The organism is Pseudomonadota bacterium (assembly GCA_018823285.1).
Classification (GTDB): domain Bacteria; phylum Desulfobacterota; class Desulfobulbia; order Desulfobulbales; family JAGXFP01; genus JAHJIQ01.
Genome location: JAHJIQ010000016.1, coordinates 70,179 through 89,667 on the forward strand (window position 1 = coordinate 70,179; position 19,489 = coordinate 89,667).

17 protein-coding genes are annotated in these 19,489 nt (G+C 52.1%); 6 read left to right on the top strand and 11 right to left on the bottom strand.

What is annotated here, in order from left to right:
• Nucleotides 1-779: 779 nt before the first annotated feature.
• Nucleotides 780-2,201 (bottom strand): MFS transporter, encoded by a 1,422-nt coding sequence (locus tag KKG35_05265; GenBank protein ID MBU1737529.1) that lies wholly within the window; start codon nucleotides 2,199-2,201, stop codon nucleotides 780-782.
• A 283-nt stretch (nucleotides 2,202-2,484) separates the two neighbouring features.
• Here KKG35_05265 and KKG35_05270 point away from each other — a divergent pair, with 283 nt between their 5' ends.
• Nucleotides 2,485-3,411 carry a mechanosensitive ion channel family protein gene (locus KKG35_05270; GenBank protein MBU1737530.1) on the top strand — a complete coding sequence of 309 codons (927 nt, stop codon included), beginning with the start codon at nucleotides 2,485-2,487 and terminating at the stop codon, nucleotides 3,409-3,411.
• 33 nt (nucleotides 3,412-3,444) lie between these two features.
• Here KKG35_05270 and guaA read toward each other — a convergent pair whose 3' ends face one another.
• From guaA to KKG35_05285, 3 genes are all read right to left on the bottom strand, one after another.
• On the bottom strand, nucleotides 3,445-5,016 hold the full coding sequence (gene guaA, locus KKG35_05275) for a glutamine-hydrolyzing GMP synthase (GenBank protein ID MBU1737531.1): 1,572 nt from the start codon (nucleotides 5,014-5,016) through the stop codon (nucleotides 3,445-3,447).
• 36 nt (nucleotides 5,017-5,052) lie between these two features.
• Entirely contained in the window at nucleotides 5,053-6,519 is a 1,467-nt protein-coding gene (gene guaB, locus KKG35_05280; GenBank protein MBU1737532.1) for an IMP dehydrogenase, read from the bottom strand.
• 91 nt (nucleotides 6,520-6,610) lie between these two features.
• Entirely contained in the window at nucleotides 6,611-7,540 is a 930-nt protein-coding gene (locus tag KKG35_05285) for a hypothetical protein (protein MBU1737533.1), read from the bottom strand.
• Nucleotides 7,541-7,619: 79 nt separating this feature from the next.
• Here KKG35_05285 and KKG35_05290 point away from each other — a divergent pair, with 79 nt between their 5' ends.
• Entirely contained in the window at nucleotides 7,620-8,261 is a 642-nt protein-coding gene (locus KKG35_05290) for a threonylcarbamoyl-AMP synthase (GenBank protein ID MBU1737534.1), read from the top strand.
• Nucleotides 8,262-8,291: 30 nt separating this feature from the next.
• Here KKG35_05290 and KKG35_05295 read toward each other — a convergent pair whose 3' ends face one another.
• From KKG35_05295 to KKG35_05320, 6 genes are all read right to left on the bottom strand, one after another.
• Nucleotides 8,292-8,576: an integration host factor subunit beta gene (locus KKG35_05295; GenBank protein MBU1737535.1), complete on the bottom strand. Its 285-nt coding sequence runs from the start codon at nucleotides 8,574-8,576 to the stop codon at nucleotides 8,292-8,294.
• Nucleotides 8,577-8,637: 61 nt separating this feature from the next.
• Nucleotides 8,638-9,561 carry a signal peptide peptidase SppA gene (gene sppA / locus KKG35_05300; protein MBU1737536.1) on the bottom strand — a complete coding sequence of 308 codons (924 nt, stop codon included), beginning with the start codon at nucleotides 9,559-9,561 and terminating at the stop codon, nucleotides 8,638-8,640.
• Between the two features lie 18 nt (nucleotides 9,562-9,579).
• Entirely contained in the window at nucleotides 9,580-11,310 is a 1,731-nt protein-coding gene (locus KKG35_05305; protein ID MBU1737537.1) for a 30S ribosomal protein S1, read from the bottom strand.
• 437 nt (nucleotides 11,311-11,747) lie between these two features.
• Nucleotides 11,748-12,683 carry a diguanylate cyclase gene (locus KKG35_05310; GenBank protein MBU1737538.1) on the bottom strand — a complete coding sequence of 312 codons (936 nt, stop codon included), beginning with the start codon at nucleotides 12,681-12,683 and terminating at the stop codon, nucleotides 11,748-11,750.
• Nucleotides 12,649-13,080, bottom strand: coding sequence for an NUDIX hydrolase (locus tag KKG35_05315; GenBank protein MBU1737539.1), 432 nt, complete (start codon nucleotides 13,078-13,080; stop codon nucleotides 12,649-12,651). Before KKG35_05315 ends, KKG35_05310 begins: the two co-directional genes overlap by 35 nt.
• 19 nt (nucleotides 13,081-13,099) lie before the next feature.
• Nucleotides 13,100-13,669 (bottom strand): hypothetical protein, encoded by a 570-nt coding sequence (locus KKG35_05320; protein ID MBU1737540.1) that lies wholly within the window; start codon nucleotides 13,667-13,669, stop codon nucleotides 13,100-13,102.
• A 298-nt stretch (nucleotides 13,670-13,967) separates the two neighbouring features.
• Between KKG35_05320 and KKG35_05325 the strand changes: the two genes are divergently transcribed.
• The 4 genes from KKG35_05325 (at nucleotide 13,968) to bioF (ending at nucleotide 18,462) form a co-directional block, all read left to right on the top strand.
• Nucleotides 13,968-14,960 (top strand): nitronate monooxygenase, encoded by a 993-nt coding sequence (locus tag KKG35_05325; protein MBU1737541.1) that lies wholly within the window; start codon nucleotides 13,968-13,970, stop codon nucleotides 14,958-14,960.
• A 121-nt stretch (nucleotides 14,961-15,081) separates the two neighbouring features.
• On the top strand, nucleotides 15,082-16,392 hold the full coding sequence (locus KKG35_05330; GenBank protein MBU1737542.1) for a poly(A) polymerase: 1,311 nt from the start codon (nucleotides 15,082-15,084) through the stop codon (nucleotides 16,390-16,392).
• Nucleotides 16,367-17,287 carry a biotin synthase BioB gene (gene bioB / locus KKG35_05335; protein ID MBU1737543.1) on the top strand — a complete coding sequence of 307 codons (921 nt, stop codon included), beginning with the start codon at nucleotides 16,367-16,369 and terminating at the stop codon, nucleotides 17,285-17,287. Before KKG35_05330 ends, bioB begins: the two co-directional genes overlap by 26 nt.
• Entirely contained in the window at nucleotides 17,275-18,462 is a 1,188-nt protein-coding gene (bioF, locus tag KKG35_05340) for an 8-amino-7-oxononanoate synthase (protein MBU1737544.1), read from the top strand. Before bioB ends, bioF begins: the two co-directional genes overlap by 13 nt.
• Before the next feature lie 18 nt (nucleotides 18,463-18,480).
• Here the strand turns inward: bioF and mutM are convergent, their stop codons facing one another.
• Entirely contained in the window at nucleotides 18,481-19,305 is an 825-nt protein-coding gene (gene mutM, locus KKG35_05345) for a bifunctional DNA-formamidopyrimidine glycosylase/DNA-(apurinic or apyrimidinic site) lyase (GenBank protein ID MBU1737545.1), read from the bottom strand.
• Nucleotides 19,306-19,489: the final 184 nt, after the last annotated feature.

Below are 19,489 nucleotides of genomic sequence, written 5' to 3' on the forward strand. Positions count from 1 at the left end.
AATTTCCCTGCAGGGATGGGACGATCCCACTAAAGTATGGAATATGTCCCGGGGAAAAGTCAAATTTTCGTTGCAGCGTGAATTTGGATAATGCGGACGTTTACTTTTTTCAGAGAAGAATTGACGTTTTCATGGTGCACAGTTGATGCCTCATTTGTTGTGAGGGAAGATCTATGGATTTTAAAACTGCCCGGATTTGAATTGATGAGGCTCCTGGCTCACAGGGGTGGCGTCGCTGAGACAAAAACGCCTGCTTCGGATGGTTGACACGATTAAACGCCGGGTTTTCCGGCCCAAGAGAAAGCCGCCCGTGATCAGATTGGTATAGCCTCAGGCTCGGTTGATGTCGCCCAGCATGACTGCGCCGACCAGGCGGCAAGATCACCCGGAGAGGCGGATCTCGACCTGCAGTACCTCTATTTCCTGTAAAACCGGGCTCCGAGTCGGGTAGGTTTGACCTGGCCGGGAATGCCGGTTTGTGTAGCCATCGCATTTGACGGCGATATTGCTTCCTCGGGTCCCCTGGTGGTGGCCCCGAAGGGGCAGGCCTGAGCTAGATTTCAGTGGATGTTCTGCAGGTGGTGTCCCGCGGATAATCTGCAATGTTCTTGCGCCATATATTATCTATCCAAAAAGGAATAATTCATAGGAAGATGTGAGGCTGCTTTTCGAGTGCAGAAAGCATTTATATTTAAAGGCTCCTGCTGTTTAAATATGAGTGATTGCACCTGTATCTGACTCGGCTGTAAACGTTTACAGGCGGCTGTCCAGCCAGACCGTTAAGACACGGGAGGCGGAGGGGAAATCTTTTTTTCAGATTCCAGTTTCTGGTCGCGGAAAAAATAGGTCATCAGGTTGAAGGTTGCCCCGGCTATGGGCTTAATGTGCGTGATGCGGAAAACAAGTTCCCGGCTGCGAATAGGTTCCACCTCTCGGACTTCGTGAAATATTTTCAGAAAAAAAGCGGCGGACAACAACCGCAGAATCCCGGAAACAAAAAAGATGAAAAGCAGCGGATAGGCAAAATGAAGCGGACCGATAAAAAAATCAGCCGGCAGCTGTTTGGCCACAAACCCTCCGGACATTGATCCGGCCAGAACAAATACACTGTTGATCACTCCCCGGTATGCAACACACCTCGCCCTTTTTGGCGGGGAGCAGGCATCGTAGATGAAGTTGGCGGCCGCGAGATTGAAGCCAGCCCAGACCATGCCTCCATAAATCTGGATGGAGCAGATATAGAAAATGTTGCTTGAAAAAAGCCAGCAGACTGGCACAATCGCGATCCCCCAACTGCAGACGTTCAAAATTTTCTTGTTGCCGAAGCGATCGCTGATCTCGCCCCAGTAGCGAAAAGTCAAAAACTGAAACAGGGTGGCGGTGCCCGAGACAATTGTGAATTCCAGATAACTGAACTGAAGGTCCCTGAGCATGTACAAGGCGAAATAGGGAGAAGAAAATGAAACGCTGAAATTCACCATGGCAAAGAAGAAAGTGAACTTCGCAAAATTCGACCTGGGCGCACGGCGTAGAAACTGCCAGAAGGAAAAGACGTCTTCAGGATGAACATGATAGGGAGGATCTTCGTAACGGCGAATCCAGAAAGCGGAATGTAAACGGGCCAGCATGGCAACAATAAAAACAGCGAGAAAACCAAGGGCTGCGAACTCCGCCCTCTTGAAGAAGTGCAGGACACTGCCGGCAATGAGCAGGCTGATAAAACTGCTCATTCCGGTAAAGCGGTTGCGGTTGCCGAAAAATCTGCCGCGATTGCCGGGCGGAACCAGATCGCCCATCAGACTGCTCCACACCGGGTGAATGCATCCGGTGGCAACATGGCTCAATATTGCCAGGCAGATCAGTGAGACTGCGGCAACGGTCCCCTGTTCGAAAAGAAAGGGAAGCAAGGCCATGGGCAGCCATAAAACAGCCTGGAAAAGGATCCAGAAAAAGATAACGGTTCTGCGGCTGCGGAACCGGTCAAGAGTCAGGGCGCTGATCCACTGAGCAATTGCTTCGAACACCAGAGGCAGAGCGGCGAGGAGACCGATCTGCAGGGTCGTTGCTTTCAGGAAAATGCCGAAGGCGCCGAGGTAGCTCTCACCGGCGCCGAGCATGACGGCATGAGAGATTCCGTCATGCATCGACGCCTTGAGGGCGTTATCTTTGCCTGTATGCACAGGTGAATGACTGTTTTTCATGAAGTGTGTTGATCGCCTTGCAAAGGGCTTACAAAAAAAAATCTTCAACAAACCAGTTAAACAAAAACATATTCCACTGGCAATTGATATTCCTTCCCGGGACAGAATGAAGTGTGAACGGTGTGCTTCCTAGGGCGGTGGGTTTTTGTTGCCGGAATGGTGAGCCGACGGCGTGTCAAGACTGACAGATTTCTGTATTGACTGGAAATGTCCGGAAAGGGATAATGACTGACGCGTTCCAGCGAAACAAGGCGCTCCAAAATGAGTGGAATGGAAGGTTTAAATGGATCGAATCACCGATTGGCTGCATAGATTCTCTAACCTGCCGGACAGTCAGCAGCGCATCATCTATTCTCTGTTGACCGTAATCACCCTCTGGATCATCCGTACCGTGGTAATCCGGATGATCTGGCGCCGCACCGAAGACGCTCATATCCGTTACAGATGGCAGAAAAGCACCATTTATATTGCCGTCGGCATCGGCATCATCATGATCGGTCGCATCTGGTTCCATCGCATGGAGTCCCTGGCGACTTTTCTCGGGCTGGTCACTGCCGGTCTGGCCATTGCTTTGCAGAGTCTTATCAAGAGTCTCGCCGGGTGGGCTTTTATCCTCTGGCGCAAACCCTTTTCGGTCGGTGATCGTATCCAGGTCAACAATTACAGCGGTGATGTGATCGATATCAGGATCTTCAAATTTACCCTGATGGAGATCGGCAACTGGGTCGATGCCGACCAGAGCACGGGCCGGGTGATCCATCTCCCCAACAGCATGGTTATTGATGAGGTGGTTGCCAACTACTCAAAAGGGTTCGAATTCATCTGGAATGAGATCCCTGTCCTGGTGACTTTTGAAAGTAACTGGGAAAAGGCCAAGGGGATTCTTATGGACATTGCGGGAAAGCACGGTGCCGACCTCTCCGCCACGGCTGAAAGCCGGATCAGGGAGGCGAGCAAGAAGTACATGATCTTTTATTCCAAGCTGACCCCGACGGTCTACACCACGGTCAAGGACTCCGGGGTGCTGCTGACCATCCGTTACCTTATCCCGCCGCGGCAGAGGAGGGGCAGCAATCAGGCGATCTGGGAGGACATTCTCAGGGCTTTTGCCGCGTGTGACGATATTGATTTTGCCTATCCCACCCAGCGATTTTATGACAATGCCGGGGAGGGCAAGGATGGGGCCAGAAAGGGGCCTGCCTCCCGGTGAATTGCGAAGTTCGAATGCAACGAGAACCGCCGGTCACTCCCACTCAATGGTTCCTGGGGGTTTGCCGGTGATGTCGTAGACCACCCGGGAAACGCCCCGTACCTCGTTGCAGATCCGGCGGGTGACATGATCAAGAAACTCGTACGGCAGATGGGCCCAGCGGGCGGTCATGAAATCGACGGTTTCCACGGCCCGTAACGCGACAACATGGGCGTATTGGCGGTTGTCGCCGACGACCCCGACTGATTTTACCGGCAGAAAGACCGAGAAGGCCTGGGAGGTTTTTTCGTAAAGACCCTGCCTGAAAAGCTCTTCGATGAAAATGTGGTCCGCTTCACGCAGGGTGTCGGCATACTCTTTATGGACCTCACCGAGAATCCGCACTCCGAGGCCTGGTCCAGGAAAGGGATGCCTCTGCACCATTTCCGAGGGCAGCCCAAGCTCAAGGCCGATTCTCCGCACCTCATCCTTGAACAGTTCCCGTAACGGTTCCACCAGCCCAAGTTTCATGTAATCCGGCAGGCCGCCCACGTTATGGTGGGATTTGATGACCTTGGCCTTGCCGGTTTTGGCCCCGGCTGATTCGATCACGTCCGGGTAAATGGTTCCCTGGGCCAGCCATTTGACATTGGTCAGTTTTTCAGATTCTTCCTCGAAGACCTCAATAAAGGTGTTGCCGATGATCTTTCGCTTCTGCTCAGGATCTTCAACGCCTTTCAGTTTGTCGAGGAAGCGTTTTTCGGCATCGACCCGGATGACTTTGACTCCCATATGTCTGGCAAAGGTGTTCATGACCTGGTCACCTTCATTGAGACGAAGAAGCCCGTTATCTACAAATACGCAGGTGAGCTTCGGGCCAATGGCCCTGTGCAACAGAGCAGCAACCACCGAGGAGTCCACCCCGCCCGAGAGACCGAGCAGGACTTCGTCATCTCCGACCTGCTTGCGGACCTGCTGGATGGAATTCTCAATGATGTTGTCCGGGGTCCAGAGGTTGCCGCAGCCGCATATTTCATGGACGAATCGTTCGATAATCCGCTGACCCTGTTTGGTATGGGTGACTTCCGGGTGGAACTGGAGGCCGTAGAAATGCCGGCTTTCGTCGGCCATCCCCGCCAGGGGGGCATTATCGGTCTCACAGATCGCGACGAACCCGTCCGGCAGGGTGTTGACCCGATCGCCATGGCTCATCCAGACATCAAGCAGGCCATATCCCTCGGGGCTTGCGTGGTCTTCGATGTCCCTGAGCAATCGGGAGTGGTTCCGGGCGCGGACCTGGGCGTAGCCATATTCGCGGTGGGACGCGGACTCCACCTGGCCGCCCAGCTGGGCGGCCATGGTCTGCAGACCGTAACAGATGCCAAGCACCGGCACCCCCAAGGAAAAAACGAGGTCGGCCGCTCTGGGGGTCGCCTCTTCATGCACAGATTGCGGGCCTCCGGAAAGAATGATGCCGCTAGGGGCAAAGTCACGAATGGCATCAGGCGCCAGATCCCACGGGAATAATTCGCAGTAGACTCCCGCTTCGCGCACCCGGCGGGCAATGAGCTGGGTGTACTGGGAACCGAAATCAAGAATCAGTATTTTTTCGCTATGGATATCCATCGAGCATCCTTCGGTGAGATTATCTTGTCAGTCCTGTTAACTGAGGCGGTAATTCGGGGCTTCCTTGGTGATGATAACGTCATGGACGTGACTTTCCTTGAGTCCGGCAGCGGTGATCTTCACGAAACGTGCTTTCTTGTGCAGTTCCTTGATGTTTTTAGCTCCCACATACCCCATCCCGGAGCGCAGACCGCCCATCAGCTGGTATATCATGGAGGACAAGGGCCCGGAGGAGGGGACTTTGCCTTCAATTCCTTCCGGGACAAACTTGGCGGAATTCTCGACATTGTCCTGAAAATAGCGGTCGCTACTGCCCTTCTTCATGGCGCCCAGAGAACCCATCCCGCGATACCCCTTGTAGGTGCGGCCCTGATAGAGAAAGGTCTCGCCCGGGGTTTCGTCGGTTCCGGCGAAGAGGCTGCCGATCATCACCGCATTGGCGCCGATGCCGATTGCCTTGGCAATGTCACCGGAAAATTTGATCCCACCATCGGCGATCACCGGAATGCCATACTTTTTGGCAACTTTGGCGCAATCATAAATGGCAGTCATCTGCGGAACGCCGACCCCGGCAACGATTCTGGTGGTGCAGATTGAGCCGGGACCAACACCGACCTTGATGCAGTCCGCTCCTGCCTTAATCAGGTCTTCGGCGGCTTCAGCGGTGGCGATATTTCCTGCGATCACCGGCAGGTCGGGGAAGGCTTTCTTTATCTTCCGCAGAGTGTTGAGGACGTTCAGCGAATGGCCATGCGCCGAGTCAAGGCCGACCACATCAACCCCTGCCTTGACCAGACGTTCAACCTGCTCAAGGAAGTTGCCGCCGATACCGATGGCCGCGCCAACCCGTAGCCTCCCCAGATCGTCCTTGGCGGCATCCGGATACTTTCTGATTTTCTCCAGATCCTTGATGGTGATCAGTCCCTGCAGGTTGTGGTCGTCATCAACCACCAGGAGTTTCTCGATCCGATGCTCGTGAAGCAGGGCCTTGGACTGTTCAAGGGTAATCCCCGGCTTTGCGGTCACCAGGTTCTTGCTGGTCATGACTTCATCGACCTTCAGGTCAAGATCGGAGACGAATCTCAAATCCCGGTTGGTGACGATCCCGATCAGTTTCCCCTTTTTTGAAAGAACCGGCACCCCGGATATCCGGTAATTGCTCATGATGGTATTGACATCGCCGACCGTCTGTCCGGTCCTCACCGTGATCGGATCGACGATCATTCCTGATTCAGACTTTTTGACCTTTTCAACTTCACGGGCCTGTTCTTCAAACGTCATGTTCTTGTGAATGATCCCGATCCCGCCTTCCCGGGCCATGGCAATAGCCGCCCGGTGCTCGGTAACGGTATCCATCGCCGCACTGACCAGCGGTATTTTCAGGGTTATCTCTTTGGTCAACTGGGTGGAAAGATCGACACTGTATGGAAGAACCTCTGATTTGGCTGGAAGAAGAAGAACGTCATCAAAGGTATACCCTGCTTTTATCTTATCATTATCCATGATTATTCTCCTTGCAGAGATAGGCTCTGGCTGTTGCAGCTTTCTGTAAAAATGTTTCTTCAGGCACGTCATGCCTGTAATGAATGATCGATCAGCTTTTAGTTCCATCCAGAAGAATGCCTTCCAGTAAACCCCAATCGCTGACTATCATACCGTCAACACCAATTGTTGCAATAATCTCCTGATATATTTTACAGCCGGAGACAATTATTTCTCCCCGGCCGGCTTCAAGACCGGGCAAAAGGGTGCGGTTTGCCACGCTGAGCGCGGACAGTTCGGCAGTCAATTTGTCGAGAGCTTTCCGCTGTACGGTAAAGCCGTGTACTTGCTGTTCATCGTAGCGGTCTAGCTGCTGGTCGAGCATGGCGATAGTGGTCGCAGTGCCGCCGGTGGAGATCAGCGATGCGGATTGCCGATCCGGGATCCCGGCAATGAAATCGGCAATCCGCCCATGCAGCAGGACGAAGGCTTCTCGTGTCGCCTGGGAGTCTTTTTCGGTAAAAGCAACGGCTCCTGCTGGGAGACTCAGGCTCTTCTGCAGAGTACCACTCTGATCGATATAGGAAACTTCAGTGCTGCCTCCTCCGACATCAACAATAAATACCGGGGGTGAAATTTTATTCCGGAGTCCTGCAAAAACCCCGTAGCAGGAGAGCTCTGCCTCGCGCATACCGGAAATAACATCGATTTTACAATTGAGTATCGCAGTGGCTTTTGCAACAAATTCAGAACTGTTGATGGCCACTCGCAGGGCCTGAGTGCCGCAGCAATAACAATCCTCGACGTTGTGTCTGTCCAGATGAGTCCGGAAGGTCCGCAAGGTTTCGAGGCCTGTGCGGATAGCGCTTGGGGAGAGAGCGCCGCTCCTGTCGAGTCCGCCGGCAAGTCTGACCGTGACCAGCTTTTTAGCCAGAGGGGTGAGGGCTTTTCCGGCCACTGATCCGATCAGCAGTCTGAAGCTGTTGCTGCCAAGATCAATGGCTCCGCGCGGGAGGGATCTCTTTTTTGCCGTTGCTTCCATGTTCCGGATGTTATATCATGCCTGACCATATTTTAGGGAGTAGATAAGAAAAATTACCGCAAGGGATCAGACTGGCTGTATGAGGCATGTGACACTATTAAACGTCAACCCCGACAACCCCCAGCCCAGGCTGATCAGCCAGGCAGTGGAATGTCTGCGGCATGGCGGGGTGGTCTGTTATCCGACTGACACGGTGTACGGGATCGGTTGTGACATCTTCAACCAGAAGGCGGTCAAACGGATTTATCAGATAAAAAAACGTTCCAAAGAAAAACCTTTCAGCTTCATGTGCTCTGACCTGAAGGATTTGAGCCGTTACTGTCACGTTTCAAATACCGCTTATCGGCTGATGAAAAAAAATCTGCCGGGGGCTTACACGTTTATTTTGCCGACTTTGAAGATCGTGCCGAAGATTCTGACCACCAGACAGAAAACGGTGGGAATCAGGGTGCCGGATAATGAGATCTGCCGTGCGATGATTGAGGAGCTGGGCAATCCGATTCTCACCACCAGTGCCGTTGTCGCAGATGAATCTCCGGTGATGACCCACGCTTATGAAATAGAAGAACTTCTCGGGAAACAGGTCGATCTGATTATTGATGGCGGCCCGGTCTATCCAACCCCTTCAAGCGTCATCTCCCTGGTCAACGATGACATTGAAGTGATTCGTGCCGGAAAGGGCGATGTCAGCCGGATTCTTTCCGGAAGCGATTTTGACTAGCTCGCTTCTCTCTTTTGCTCTCCGACAATCCTATTTCTTGCCGGCTAACGGATCCTTGAGGGATTTACTCATGGTGAAATGAAGGGTTTTCCGTTCCGGGATGTTCATGATTTCGCCAGTTTTAGGATTCTTGGTGCTTCTGGCCTTGCGCTTACGGATACTGAAACTGCCAAAACCTCTTATTTCAACCCGCCGTTCCTCAATAAGTGCGTCAACAATGCTGTCGAGCATGATGTCGACAGCCTTACCAATATCTTTTTTGAGATACCCGTCCATCTTGGCGGTAACTTCGTTGATCAGATCCTTTTTCAACATGGCTCATCCTGAAATTGGTTAAATTTATCTCAGGCCTCGGTATCGGTTGGACAAACTGCGCTCAATGAGCGATGGACCATTCATACGAGAGGACTGGTTGCAAAATATGCAAATTGTTTATAACAGAGCTGGTGTTATCACCGACCAGCAATTTGAGAAGTGAAAAGTTCTTTTCCGCCGGATATACCAGAGGCGGTGAGTCCTGTTTTATTCCACCAAGCTCAGCTGCGAGCCTGACGGCATCAGTAAAATTGCCGAACTGGTCAACAAGGCCTGACTCCAGGGCCTGTTCACCGGAAAAAATTCTTCCGTCGGCAAGTTTTCGTACTTTTTCCAGCGGCAGGTTCCTACTTTTGCCGACATCTCCGACAAACTGTTCATGAACATTGTCGATTATGTCCTGGAGCACCTTTTTTTCTTCGTCGGTCATCTGCCGGTTTGCTGCGCCGATATCTTTCAGCTTGCCGCTTTTAATGACCTCGGAACGGTAACCGAGTTTGTCAAATATCTCGGTCAGGTTTGCGAATTTTACAATAACTCCGATACTGCCGGTCAGGGTACCGCGACTGCTGACGATTTTTCTGGCGCCAAGGGCGGCATAATACCCCCCGGAAGCTGCGATGGAACCGAAGGAAGCAATAACCGGTTTCATTCGGTCGGTTCTCCGGACTTCGGAGAAAATTTCCTGGGAAGCCCCCACCGCCCCGCCGGGGCTGTCTATGCGGAGGACAATAGCTTTAATGGCTTTGTCTTTACGGAAAGAAGTCAGCTCCTCGATTGTTTTTTCGGGAGAGACAATAAGTCCTTTCAGTTCGACCACCCCGACCTTCCCGGAGCCGGGATGAAAAACTTCCGGCCCCGGTGAGTCGGTGAATATCGAAAGAAAAAAACTTATCCCGGCCCAGGACACCAGAAAAGTCCCTGCCACGATACCGGCCCAGAGAATGACCGGATTGATTTTGCCTGCCTGACCTTCTTTACTCATATCCAGACCAGGTCAGTATTACTCCTGCTCGGAGCCACTAGCATCCTTGTTTTCCAGCTCTTTGTTTATCAGGTCACCAAAGGTTGAAGGAGCCTTGCTGGCCTCTTTCTGTTGGTAATCACTGTAGTCTTCATGGCCGGAGTCGTCGGTCAGCGCTTTAATGGACAGGCCGATTTTCCGGTCCTTGGCTGAAACGTTGATCACCTTGGTTTCAATGGTATCGTTGACGTTGTACATTCCGACCGGAGTGTTCACTTTCTCCTGGCTGATTTCTGAAACATGAACCAGGCCCTCGATCCCCTCTTCAAGTTCGACAAAGACACCGAAGTCGGTCACATTGGTGATCTTGCCTGCGACAGTCGAACCAAGGGGGTATTTTTCAACCGCAGCCTGCCATGGGTCCGGCTCAAGCTGTTTGATGCCGAGAGAGAATCTTTCATTCTCACGATCGATCTTCAGAACAACAGCCTGAATTGTTTCGCCTTTGGCATATTTTTCAGAAGGATGCTTGATTCTCTCGGTCCAGGAAAGGTCGGAGACATGAATCAGACCATCGATCCCTTCTTCGATCCCTATGAAGATACCAAAATCGGTAATGTTTTTGATCTTGCCCTCGATGATCGAGCCCACCGGGTAGTTCTCTGAAACCAGATCCCAGGGGTTCGGCTGCAGCTGCTTCATGCCGAGGGAGATCCGTTTGGCATCGGCATCAATATTGAGAACCTGGATTTCGACCTTGTCACCAATCTCAAGCATTTTTGATGGATGACGGGCTTTCTTGGACCAGGACATCTCTGAGACATGGATAAGACCTTCAACACCCTCTTCAAGCTCGGCAAACACACCATAATCAGTGGTGCTGACGACTGTGCCGGTGGTTTTGGCACCGACAGGGTAGCGCTGCTGTACAGTTTTCCACGGATCATCCTTGAGCTGCTTGACGCCGAGAGAAACCTTGTCGCTCTCTTTGTCGTATTTCAGGATCTTGACCTCGATCTCCTCCCCGACCTTGAAAAGCTTGGATGGGTGTGAAACCCGACCCCATGAGAGATCGGTGATGTGACAGAGGCCGTCCATACCGCCGAGGTCAATAAAAATACCGTAATCGGTAATGTTGGTGATTGATCCTTTGACGATTGAATTTTCTTCAAGGGAAGAACGCATCTGGGCGCGAAGCTTGTTGCGCTCGTTCTCAAGAATTGCCCGGCGGGAGATGACAACGTTATTTCTCTTCCGGTTATATTTCAGCACCTTGAAATCAAAAGACTGGCCGATCAGGCTGTCCATGTCCTTGACAGGGCGCAGATCGATCTGGGAGTATGGAAGAAAGGCTGGAACTCCGATGTCAACGGAGAGACCGCCCTTGACCCGGTTGTCGATACGGCCCTGGATAGTGCCGTCTTCTTCCTGGATTTTGGCGATTTCTTCCCATACCTTGATGCCGATGGCTTTTTCACGGGAAAGCCTGATGCCGCCTTCAGATTCACGTTTTTCAACGAAGACGTCAAAGACATCGCCGACCTTGATCTCGACTCCTTCTCCGTCAATTTTGAACTCTGAAATGGAGATTGAACTTTCAGATTTGTCGCCGATGTCAATGATGGCGCGATCTTTCAAAATGCCAATGACTGTGCCGGTCACGACTTCTCCGACGTTTGCCACTTTCACCTCACTGTTTTCGAACATTTCGGCGAAAGATCCCACGGGGAATTCCGCAGGGGTTGTTGATTTTGTTTTTTTGGTTACCATTGAGACAATCCTCCTTCCGGTTGAATAGAAAGCGGTTTATATACCAGAGAGAACGACCAAAAACAACGTTTCTTTTGAAAAAAAGGGAGGAGTTCAGGAAAAAAAATCTGTTGCGCGCAAATGGTGGTAGCGCTCTGATTTTACGGCGTTATGATGGATTCTGAGCCTGCAGGATTGAAGCTCCCCGCGGCAGATAAGCGCTAGACTTCGAGCCACGGGGAATCTCCGTATGGAAGGTTACTTACATCAGATTCGCTCACTAACCCCGCAGCAAGCTGCGGGGAATGCGTTTCGCTATGCATGTTCAAGACGGTGGGCTATTGCCTGCTCCACGAGGGTGTATTTGTTGCAGGAACTTCGAATAAGGGAGAAAGAAGACAGATTTACACCCTTCGGGTATAAGTTTCGGACGAGCAGACAGGCTGCGCGACTCAGCTTTATGGCGGAGAGTCGGCGGCCGTTGTTTCATCGGAAAACATCCGATTCCTGCCAAGGCTTTTTGCGGTATATAGAGCTTTGTCGGCCCGGGTCACAAGGTCCGCAAGATCTTCAGCCCACAGGGCATTACTGCGGACAAATTCGGCCAGCCCGAGACTGATGCCGGTATTGGCAAAGGATCTCTGGTTGAAACAGGCAAGAATTCTTTCCCCGATTGCACATGCCTGCGCCCTGTTAATATGGGGAGAAACTATGGCGAACTCGTCTCCTCCGTATCTGAAGAGCAGATCAACGTCGGATCGGGTACATTTTCGCAGGATATCGCCAATGGCCATCAGGACCTTGTCACCTTCGGGGTGGCCGAATCGGTCGTTGTATTCCTTGAACTCATCCACATCAAGCATGAACAGGAAAATAGGATATTTCTGCCGAGAAGCACGGTGGGCTTCATCGTTTATTTTTTTGTCGAAAAAGCGGCGGTTGAAAAGTTCTGTCAGGGGGTCGCAGTTGGAAAGGTATTCGAGCTTTTTGATGAGTTTCTGCTCGTTTAATATTCTGTGGATCTTGGCTTCAAGCTCGTCCGAGTTGAAAGGCTTTGAAATGAAGTCATTGGCTCCGGCCCTGATCACATCCATGTAACTGAAGGTTCCGGTGTAACCGGTGACCACGATGACTGCCGTCTGCGGGTGACGTTTCCGGACATGGGCGAGCAGTTCCATGCCGTCAACCTCGGGCATCATCATGTCGGTGATGACCATGGTGAATTCATTTGTTTCCAGGAGGTCGATTGCTTCCCGCCCATTATTGGCGGCAATCGATTCGAAACCGAAAGATTTTATGGAAATGCCAAGCAGCTCCAGGACCAGGGGGTCATCATCAACGATGAGAATCTTGACGTTTTTATCCGAGTTTTTTTCTGGCGACGGTGTAGTCATGAATGATCTCTTTGTGGTCGAAAACCAGTTCCGGAAGTTTTTCCAGTGGGTAAACAACTGCCTCTGCCGCATCATCACCGGCAACCGGATTGCCTGCTGCCCGGGCCAGAAAAACCGTTGTGATCGTGTGTCGTCTGGGATCCCTGTCCGGATTGGAGTAAGTGTGCAGCTGGCAGACCAGTTCAACCGAAAGTCCGGTCTCTTCAAACGCTTCACGGACTGCAGCTTTCTCCAGGCTCTCCCCGTAATCGACAAATCCGCCCGGCAGTGCCCATCCGTAGGGCGGATTCTTTCTTTTTACCAGGACAATGCCGGATCCGTTTTCAATTATAACATCGACAGTGGGTGCAGGGTGAGGAAATTCTTTTATCTGGTGTCCGCATTCCGGGCAATTCATTTTTCAGTGCCTGTCAGGGTCATGAACAGATTCGGTCTATGGTCTGCCAGTCATCAACTGAGGCAAGATTGTGTTTGCCCCTGTTCCAGGGCTGGCTGAACACTATGGGGGTGATGGTTTGCTCGGCAGCCAGGGTGATGCAGGTCTGGTGCCGATCGTCAATGAAGTACTTTAGTCCCATGGCTTTGATATGGGCAGTTTTGGTGTCATGGCCGCCGCTTGAGATGAGCCTGATTGTGCGGCAGGTCTCCTGGGCAAGGTGGTCCTTGAGCCAGGCTGCGATAGGGAGGATGTCGGGCCTGGCGGTAATGAACGTCAGAGGAGCTTTTGCTGCAAGTCTTTCAAGAACCGGGATGCAGCCGGCCATGGGTTTCAGGCCCTCCTCCTGGGGGTTGTTGAGGAGACGGGCGAAGATGTCGTCAATGATCATCCGGTCGATATCCAGGCATTCTTCAACCATAAATTCGGTGATATCATCCGGGGAAACCATGATCGAATGCTCTTCACGGGCAATTCGGATGAAAGCCTCCATGGTGTCAGCCACCACGCAGTCGATGTCAAAGCCGATATGTCGGGAGTCAATGTTCATCAGGGACGAAGAGTAGATATTTTGCTAATAGTATCTGTTATCCTGCCTGAAGAGATGGCTTGAGTCAAGAGGAAATAGCGTGCCGTTTTATCTTCCGGTGAACAAACCCGGGTGCTCGAAAATTCATTTTTAGACGGATATATTACTATATGGTATACTCGTATTGTTGACAAAAAAGTGCAAACACGTCATAGTGCCGTTTGCTTTTTTGCCTGGAATTTCTCTAACTGGTTGTAGTTGAGGCGAAATTCCTTTTTCCGTTTTGACCACTTTGATTTTTCCGGAGCAGATACATCCAATGAAGTTGCCACCATTAACAATCGGCCCTTTTACAGCGCCGATTCCTCTGGTTCAGGGGGGAATGTCCATTCGCGTTTCCACATCTGCTCTTGCCATACCTGTTGCTGAATGCGGCGGGATTGGAACCATCGGCGGATCATCTATTCCGGTCGATGAGTTGATGGCGGATATCAGAAAGGCCAAAGAGGCCACCAAAGGGATCATCGCGGTGAACATCATGTTTGCGATGAAGAACTTTTATGAACTGGTAATGGCCTCTATTGAAGCCGGTGTCGACATGATCGTCACCGGAGCGGGGTTCTCCAGAGATATTTTTAAAATCGGCAAGGACACCAACACTCCGATCGTTTCGATCGTTTCCTCTGCCGCATTTGCTCGTCTGGCCGAAAAACTTGGCGCGGCTGCTATTGTGGTGGAAGCCAAAGAAGCAGGCGGACATCTTGGAACCGACAGGGCTCTGCGGGATATTTTCCCGGAGATCAGAAAAGTTGTGAGCAAAGTTCCGTTGATCGCCGCCGGAGGGATCACCAACGGGTTTGAAATGGCTGAAATGATGGACAGATACGGCGCAGATGGCGTGCAGATTGCCACCAGGTTTGTTCTGACCGAGGAGTGCTCCGTCGACGATAAATTCAAACAGGCAATGCTCGATGCACAGAAGGACGACATCTCTCTGATCAAGTCGCCGGTTGGGCTGCCGGGACGGGCAATTAAAACCCCGTTTGTCAAGGAGCTGCTTGATAATGAAGCCGGATTGAAAGCCAAGAAATGTGAGTACAAATGTCTGAAGAAATGTGATCACGTGTACTGCATTTCCGAACGACTCAATATGGCCCGGGTTGGCAATGTTGAAGAAGGACTCGTTTTTTCCGGTGAGAATGTATACAAGATGAATGAAATTCTGACCGTCCAGCAGGTTTTTGACCAATTTGTTTCCCAGGCTGAAGCGGTTTATCATGAGAACACCGAATGGCCTGATGACGCTGAATAAGGGGGAGCGCTCTGTTGCCCGCAACTTTTCAGAATTCTGATCCCTTCCACTATTTTTCCGGCGATAGCACAGCGCCTGCCGGTTGTAAGCCATTTGTCGCTCTGACTTCAGCAATCGGGATATGACGGAATTACCTCCCCCCAAGATTTTTACCAGGGACCAGCATCCCATTTCCAGGAACAACATTGACCGGGAAGCTCTGAAGGTGCTTTATCGCCTCAGAGATGCGGGATATTCTGCATATCTGGTCGGTGGTGGTGTCCGAGACCTCTTCCTGGGCAAAACTCCCAAGGATTTTGATATCAGTACCAACGCCCGACCCGGCGAGCTGCGAAAACTTTTTAAAAGCAGCCGGGTTATCGGTCGGCGCTTTCGGCTGGTTCAGGTTTTTTTCCGGGGGAACAACGTCATTGAAGTCTCGACCTTACGCTGTCGAAGCGAACACGACATTGATGGTCCTGATCAGGTTCTGCAGGCAAATAACACCTATGGGTCGGTAGCTGAAGATGCTTTCAGGAGAGATCTGACCATCAACTCGCTGTTTTACGAGATTGAGAATTTTACGGTTATTGACTATGTGGGCGGCGTTGCCGATCTGCAGAGCCGGATTATCAGGATCGTCGGCGACCCGGCCCGCAGAATCCGCCGGGATCCGGTGCGGATGATGCGGGCTCTAAGGCATGCGGCCAGAAGCGGATTCACGATTGAGGAAAAAACATGGCAGGCCATTCTCGAACACGCCGACCATCTGAAACAGTGTCCCGATTCAAGAATCAGGGATGAACTGCTGAAGGATCTCCGGGGTGGCGCCAGCAGGGCATGGTCTGAGCTGGCCATGGACAGCGGCCTTCTGCCGATACTTATCCCGCTCTATCGCCCCGAGGTTATAGCGAAAACCAGAGAACGGATTTTTTCCTGTCTCTCGGTTGCCGATCGACTCCAGGCAGGAGGGGCTATCCTGCCGGAACATCTTCTTCTTTCGCTCTTCCTCCTCCCCTGGGCGGAAAAGGAGCTGAATGTCCTGGCTGCCCCGATCAAAGGGCAGGAGGGGTTCAAGTTTGCCAGAACCTTGCGGACCCGACTTGACGAGGCACTCAAGGACCTGAACATCAAAAGAGTCCAGAAGGAATCCATCACCGGGCTGCTGTCAAACCTGCCCGTTTTTATCAAACACGCGAAAGATCATGAATTGCCGAAATGGCTGACCCGGAAAAGTTTTTTCAAGGATGGCCTGCAGTTTTACAGGTTATTTGTTGAAACGACCGGCGGACCTCCTGCAGAAGTAGAAATCGAGAATCCTCTCGACGAGCAACCCAGGAAGAAGCGAATGAGTCGAAGCAGAAATACAGGCAGCAGGGCTCCTGCTTTCACCAATACCAGAGGCGGCATATTCGGCCTGAAAAGAAATGATCGACCTAAAAGAAATCAATGAGGCCCGAGCGCTTTCTCTTCCGGAGCTGATGCGTCTGGCTCTGGAGAAAAAGCTGGCCAATCGCGGACATCAGGTTTCCCTCTGCAGCATCATTAATGCAAAATCAGGAAAATGCAGCGAGGATTGCAGTTTCTGCGTCCAGTCGGCCCATTTCAGGACTGATGCGCCTGTCTACCCTCTCAAGGACAGCGAAGAGATCGTTGCCGCAGCAGTTGAGGCCCGAAAGATTGGCGCTTCCCGCTTTTCCCTGGTAACCAGTGGTCGGGGCATGAAAGGAGAAGAGGTCAGAAGGGTCGCCGGAATGATCAGGGAGATCCGTGAAAAGGTCGGGATCAAGGTTTGCGCGTCTCTTGGCATAATCGGCCGGGAAGATATGGGGCTCCTCAAGGATGCCGGGATGAGCAGGTACCACCATAATCTTGAGACTTCAAGGGAGTTCTTCCCGAAAATTGTCTCCACTCATACTTTTGACGAGAGGGTGGAAACGATTCTGGCCGCCCAGGAAGTGGGGGTGGAGGTGTGCGCAGGCGGGATTTTCGGCCTCGGTGAAAGTGAGGACGATCGGATCTCCATGGCCGTTACCCTCAGCGAGTTGCGGGTGGATTCGGTGCCGATCAACGTTCTTGTCCCGCTGCCCGGGACTCCCCTTGAAAACATGAACCCGCTGACACCGGAACAGGTACTGAGGTCAATTGCGCTTTACAGGATCATCCATCCGGATGTGCCGATCAGGCTTGCCGCCGGCAGGGAGTCGGTGTTGCAGGATTTTCTGGGGATGGCCTTTATGGCTGGTGTTGATGGGATGATGATCGGAGGGTATCTCACCCAGAGAGGGCGGCAGCCTGAAGATGATGAAAAGTTTGTCGCTGCGATCAAAAAGATATGGACTTCCTGAATCGATGGCTGCTGAATGCTGAAAAAGAAGGCCTGTGCCGGGAGTTGACTCCGGTCAGCAGAGAGGTCGGCCGGCCGATTTCAGTTGCTGTTCGTGAAGGGTTTCAAAGCCTTTTTGATTTCTCTTCCAATGATTATCTTGCATTGTCGCACCATCCGGCGCTTTCAGCCGCAGCCCTTGAGGCACTCAATAAATACGGCACCGGTGCCGGATCTGCCCGGTTGATGAGCGGTGATCTTGAAATCTTCCATCAGCTTGAAAATGAAACAGCCCTCCTGAAAGGGAACGAGGCCGCCCTGTTGTTCGGAAGCGGGTATCTTGCCAATGTCGGGGTGATCCCGGCCTTGGTGGGTCGTGGTGATACCATCTTTACCGACCGCTTGAATCACGCCAGTATCTATGACGGGTGCCGTTTGTCCGGCGCCCGACTTGTCCGGTTCAGGCATAACGATATCGATCACCTTGAAACGATGCTCCGGAAGAACAGCGGTGCCGGAAGATCCCTGCTCATCGTCGAATCGGTGTACAGCATGGATGGTGATATCTGCCCGCTTGCTGATCTTGTCGCCCTCAAGAACAGATTTTCTACTCTGCTGATGGTGGATGAGGCACATGCCACCGGGGTTTTCGGCAGCAGTGGCGGAGGGGTGATCAGCCGGGAGGGGGTTGAACAGGATGTGGATGTTGCCATGGGCACCTATGGCAAGGCCCTTGGAAGTTATGGTGCTTACGTCTCCGGAACCGCCCTGATGATTCGCTTTCTGCTGAACCGGGCCCGCAGTTTTGTTTTCACGACGGCGTTGCCCCCGGCGGTTGCCGCAGCGTCATTAGCTGCGGTGCGGCTTGTGAGGAATGAACCTTCGCGGCGGGAAAAACTCTTTGTCAAGGCGACCTGTTTTAAAGAGGCCCTGCGGAATGGAGGGGTGTCAGGGATCCCCGGTCCATCGCAGATTGTGCCTCTGATGGTGGGGGATAATCATCAAGCTGTTTTGCTGGCCGATGAGTGCCGGAGGCAGGGGGTTTTTGCCACGGCGGTCAGGCCGCCAACGGTACCGGCAGGGGAAGCCCGGCTGCGTTTTTCCGTGACTCTGCATCATTCACATCAGGATCTGATCGATACGGCCGGGAAAATTGTCTCAATCAGTGAAAAGCTTTCCATCCCCCTTTCTTTTTAAAGGGAGTGGGCGCAAAGGTTAATTTTTCTGACATGCCGGGCAGAAAAAAGTCGCCCGACCACATAGAACAGACCGTTGGACGGGGGTCCCACATTTTTTACAGGGCATTCCGTTTCGGCCGTAAACCGAAAGTTTGACCTGGAAGTATCCTTTTTCTCCGCTGCTGTTGACGTAATTGGCAATAGTTGTCCCGCCATTCTTGATGGCAGCCCTTAAGATCCGGCGGCTCTGCCTGACAATTTCCAGCCACTCTTTCGGATTCAGGTCACAGGAATGTTTTTCCGGGTGAATACCGGCGGCAAACAATGTTTCACTGGCATAGATGTTTCCTATGCCGGGGACAACGTGATTGTCCATGAGAAAAGCTTTAATCGCACCCTTGCGCTGCTTCGCCTTGTCAAGAAGATATGCTGCGCAGAAGGAAGGTGAGAAAGGATCGGGCCCGAAGTTTTCGAATACTCTTTCCGTCTCCTCCCTTGTGACTGTTGCCTGGATTGATCCGAACCGGCGGGTATCGTTAAATCGCAACTCCATGCCGTTGTCGAGAAGCCAGAACCCGTGGTCGTGCTTTCGGGCTGGCGTATCCGCCGGGAACAGGCCAAGGCGCCCGGTCATCCCCAGGTGAATGATCAGACAACAATTGTTGGTGAAATGAACAACGATGAATTTTGCCCTGCGCCTGATTGCCCGGACAGGACTCCCGGTAATCAGTTCGGATGCTATCCCCAAAGGGTAGGGCAGACGCAATCTTGAATCGCTGTAGCTGATTTTCCGGATTGTATGTCCGGTAAGGAGAGGGGCCAGGCCCCGGCAGACCACTTCTACTTCTGGAAGTTCAGGCATGTAATCCTCCGGGTGCGGTTGCTGTCGATCAACGACAGTGAGTTGTCGGGGGGGACTCATTCAGTGCAGAACCCCGTGAAGGGAAAAACAAGCACAAGTCTTGCCGTCATGAAAATAAATATGCAAGTGATTTAAATTCTGCTATGTTAACCCCTTTATATCCTTGGTAAACATAAAAAAACAT

Bases quoted from the DNA above. Each gene is read 5' to 3' on its own strand.
- KKG35_05320 (MBU1737540.1), bottom strand. From the start codon at position 13,669: ATGAACATTGACTCCCGACATATCGGCTTTGACATCGACTGCGTGGTG.
- KKG35_05295 (MBU1737535.1), bottom strand. From the start codon at position 8,576: ATGTTGAAAAAGGATCTGATCAACGAAGTTACCGCCAAGATGGACGGG.
- guaA (MBU1737531.1), bottom strand. From the start codon at position 5,016: ATGGATATCCATAGCGAAAAAATACTGATTCTTGATTTCGGTTCCCAG.
- KKG35_05270 (MBU1737530.1), top strand. From the start codon at position 2,485: ATGGATCGAATCACCGATTGGCTGCATAGATTCTCTAACCTGCCGGAC.
- KKG35_05310 (MBU1737538.1), bottom strand. From the start codon at position 12,683: ATGACTACACCGTCGCCAGAAAAAAACTCGGATAAAAACGTCAAGATT.
- mutM (MBU1737545.1), bottom strand. From the start codon at position 19,305: ATGCCTGAACTTCCAGAAGTAGAAGTGGTCTGCCGGGGCCTGGCCCCT.
- sppA (MBU1737536.1), bottom strand. From the start codon at position 9,561: ATGAGTAAAGAAGGTCAGGCAGGCAAAATCAATCCGGTCATTCTCTGG.
- guaB (MBU1737532.1), bottom strand. From the start codon at position 6,519: ATGGATAATGATAAGATAAAAGCAGGGTATACCTTTGATGACGTTCTT.
- bioF (MBU1737544.1), top strand. From the start codon at position 17,275: ATGGACTTCCTGAATCGATGGCTGCTGAATGCTGAAAAAGAAGGCCTG.
- bioB (MBU1737543.1), top strand. From the start codon at position 16,367: ATGATCGACCTAAAAGAAATCAATGAGGCCCGAGCGCTTTCTCTTCCG.
- KKG35_05315 (MBU1737539.1), bottom strand. From the start codon at position 13,080: ATGAATTGCCCGGAATGCGGACACCAGATAAAAGAATTTCCTCACCCT.
- KKG35_05290 (MBU1737534.1), top strand. From the start codon at position 7,620: ATGAGGCATGTGACACTATTAAACGTCAACCCCGACAACCCCCAGCCC.
- KKG35_05325 (MBU1737541.1), top strand. From the start codon at position 13,968: ATGAAGTTGCCACCATTAACAATCGGCCCTTTTACAGCGCCGATTCCT.
- KKG35_05305 (MBU1737537.1), bottom strand. From the start codon at position 11,310: ATGGTAACCAAAAAAACAAAATCAACAACCCCTGCGGAATTCCCCGTG.
- KKG35_05285 (MBU1737533.1), bottom strand. From the start codon at position 7,540: ATGGAAGCAACGGCAAAAAAGAGATCCCTCCCGCGCGGAGCCATTGAT.
- KKG35_05265 (MBU1737529.1), bottom strand. From the start codon at position 2,201: ATGAAAAACAGTCATTCACCTGTGCATACAGGCAAAGATAACGCCCTC.
- KKG35_05330 (MBU1737542.1), top strand. From the start codon at position 15,082: ATGACGGAATTACCTCCCCCCAAGATTTTTACCAGGGACCAGCATCCC.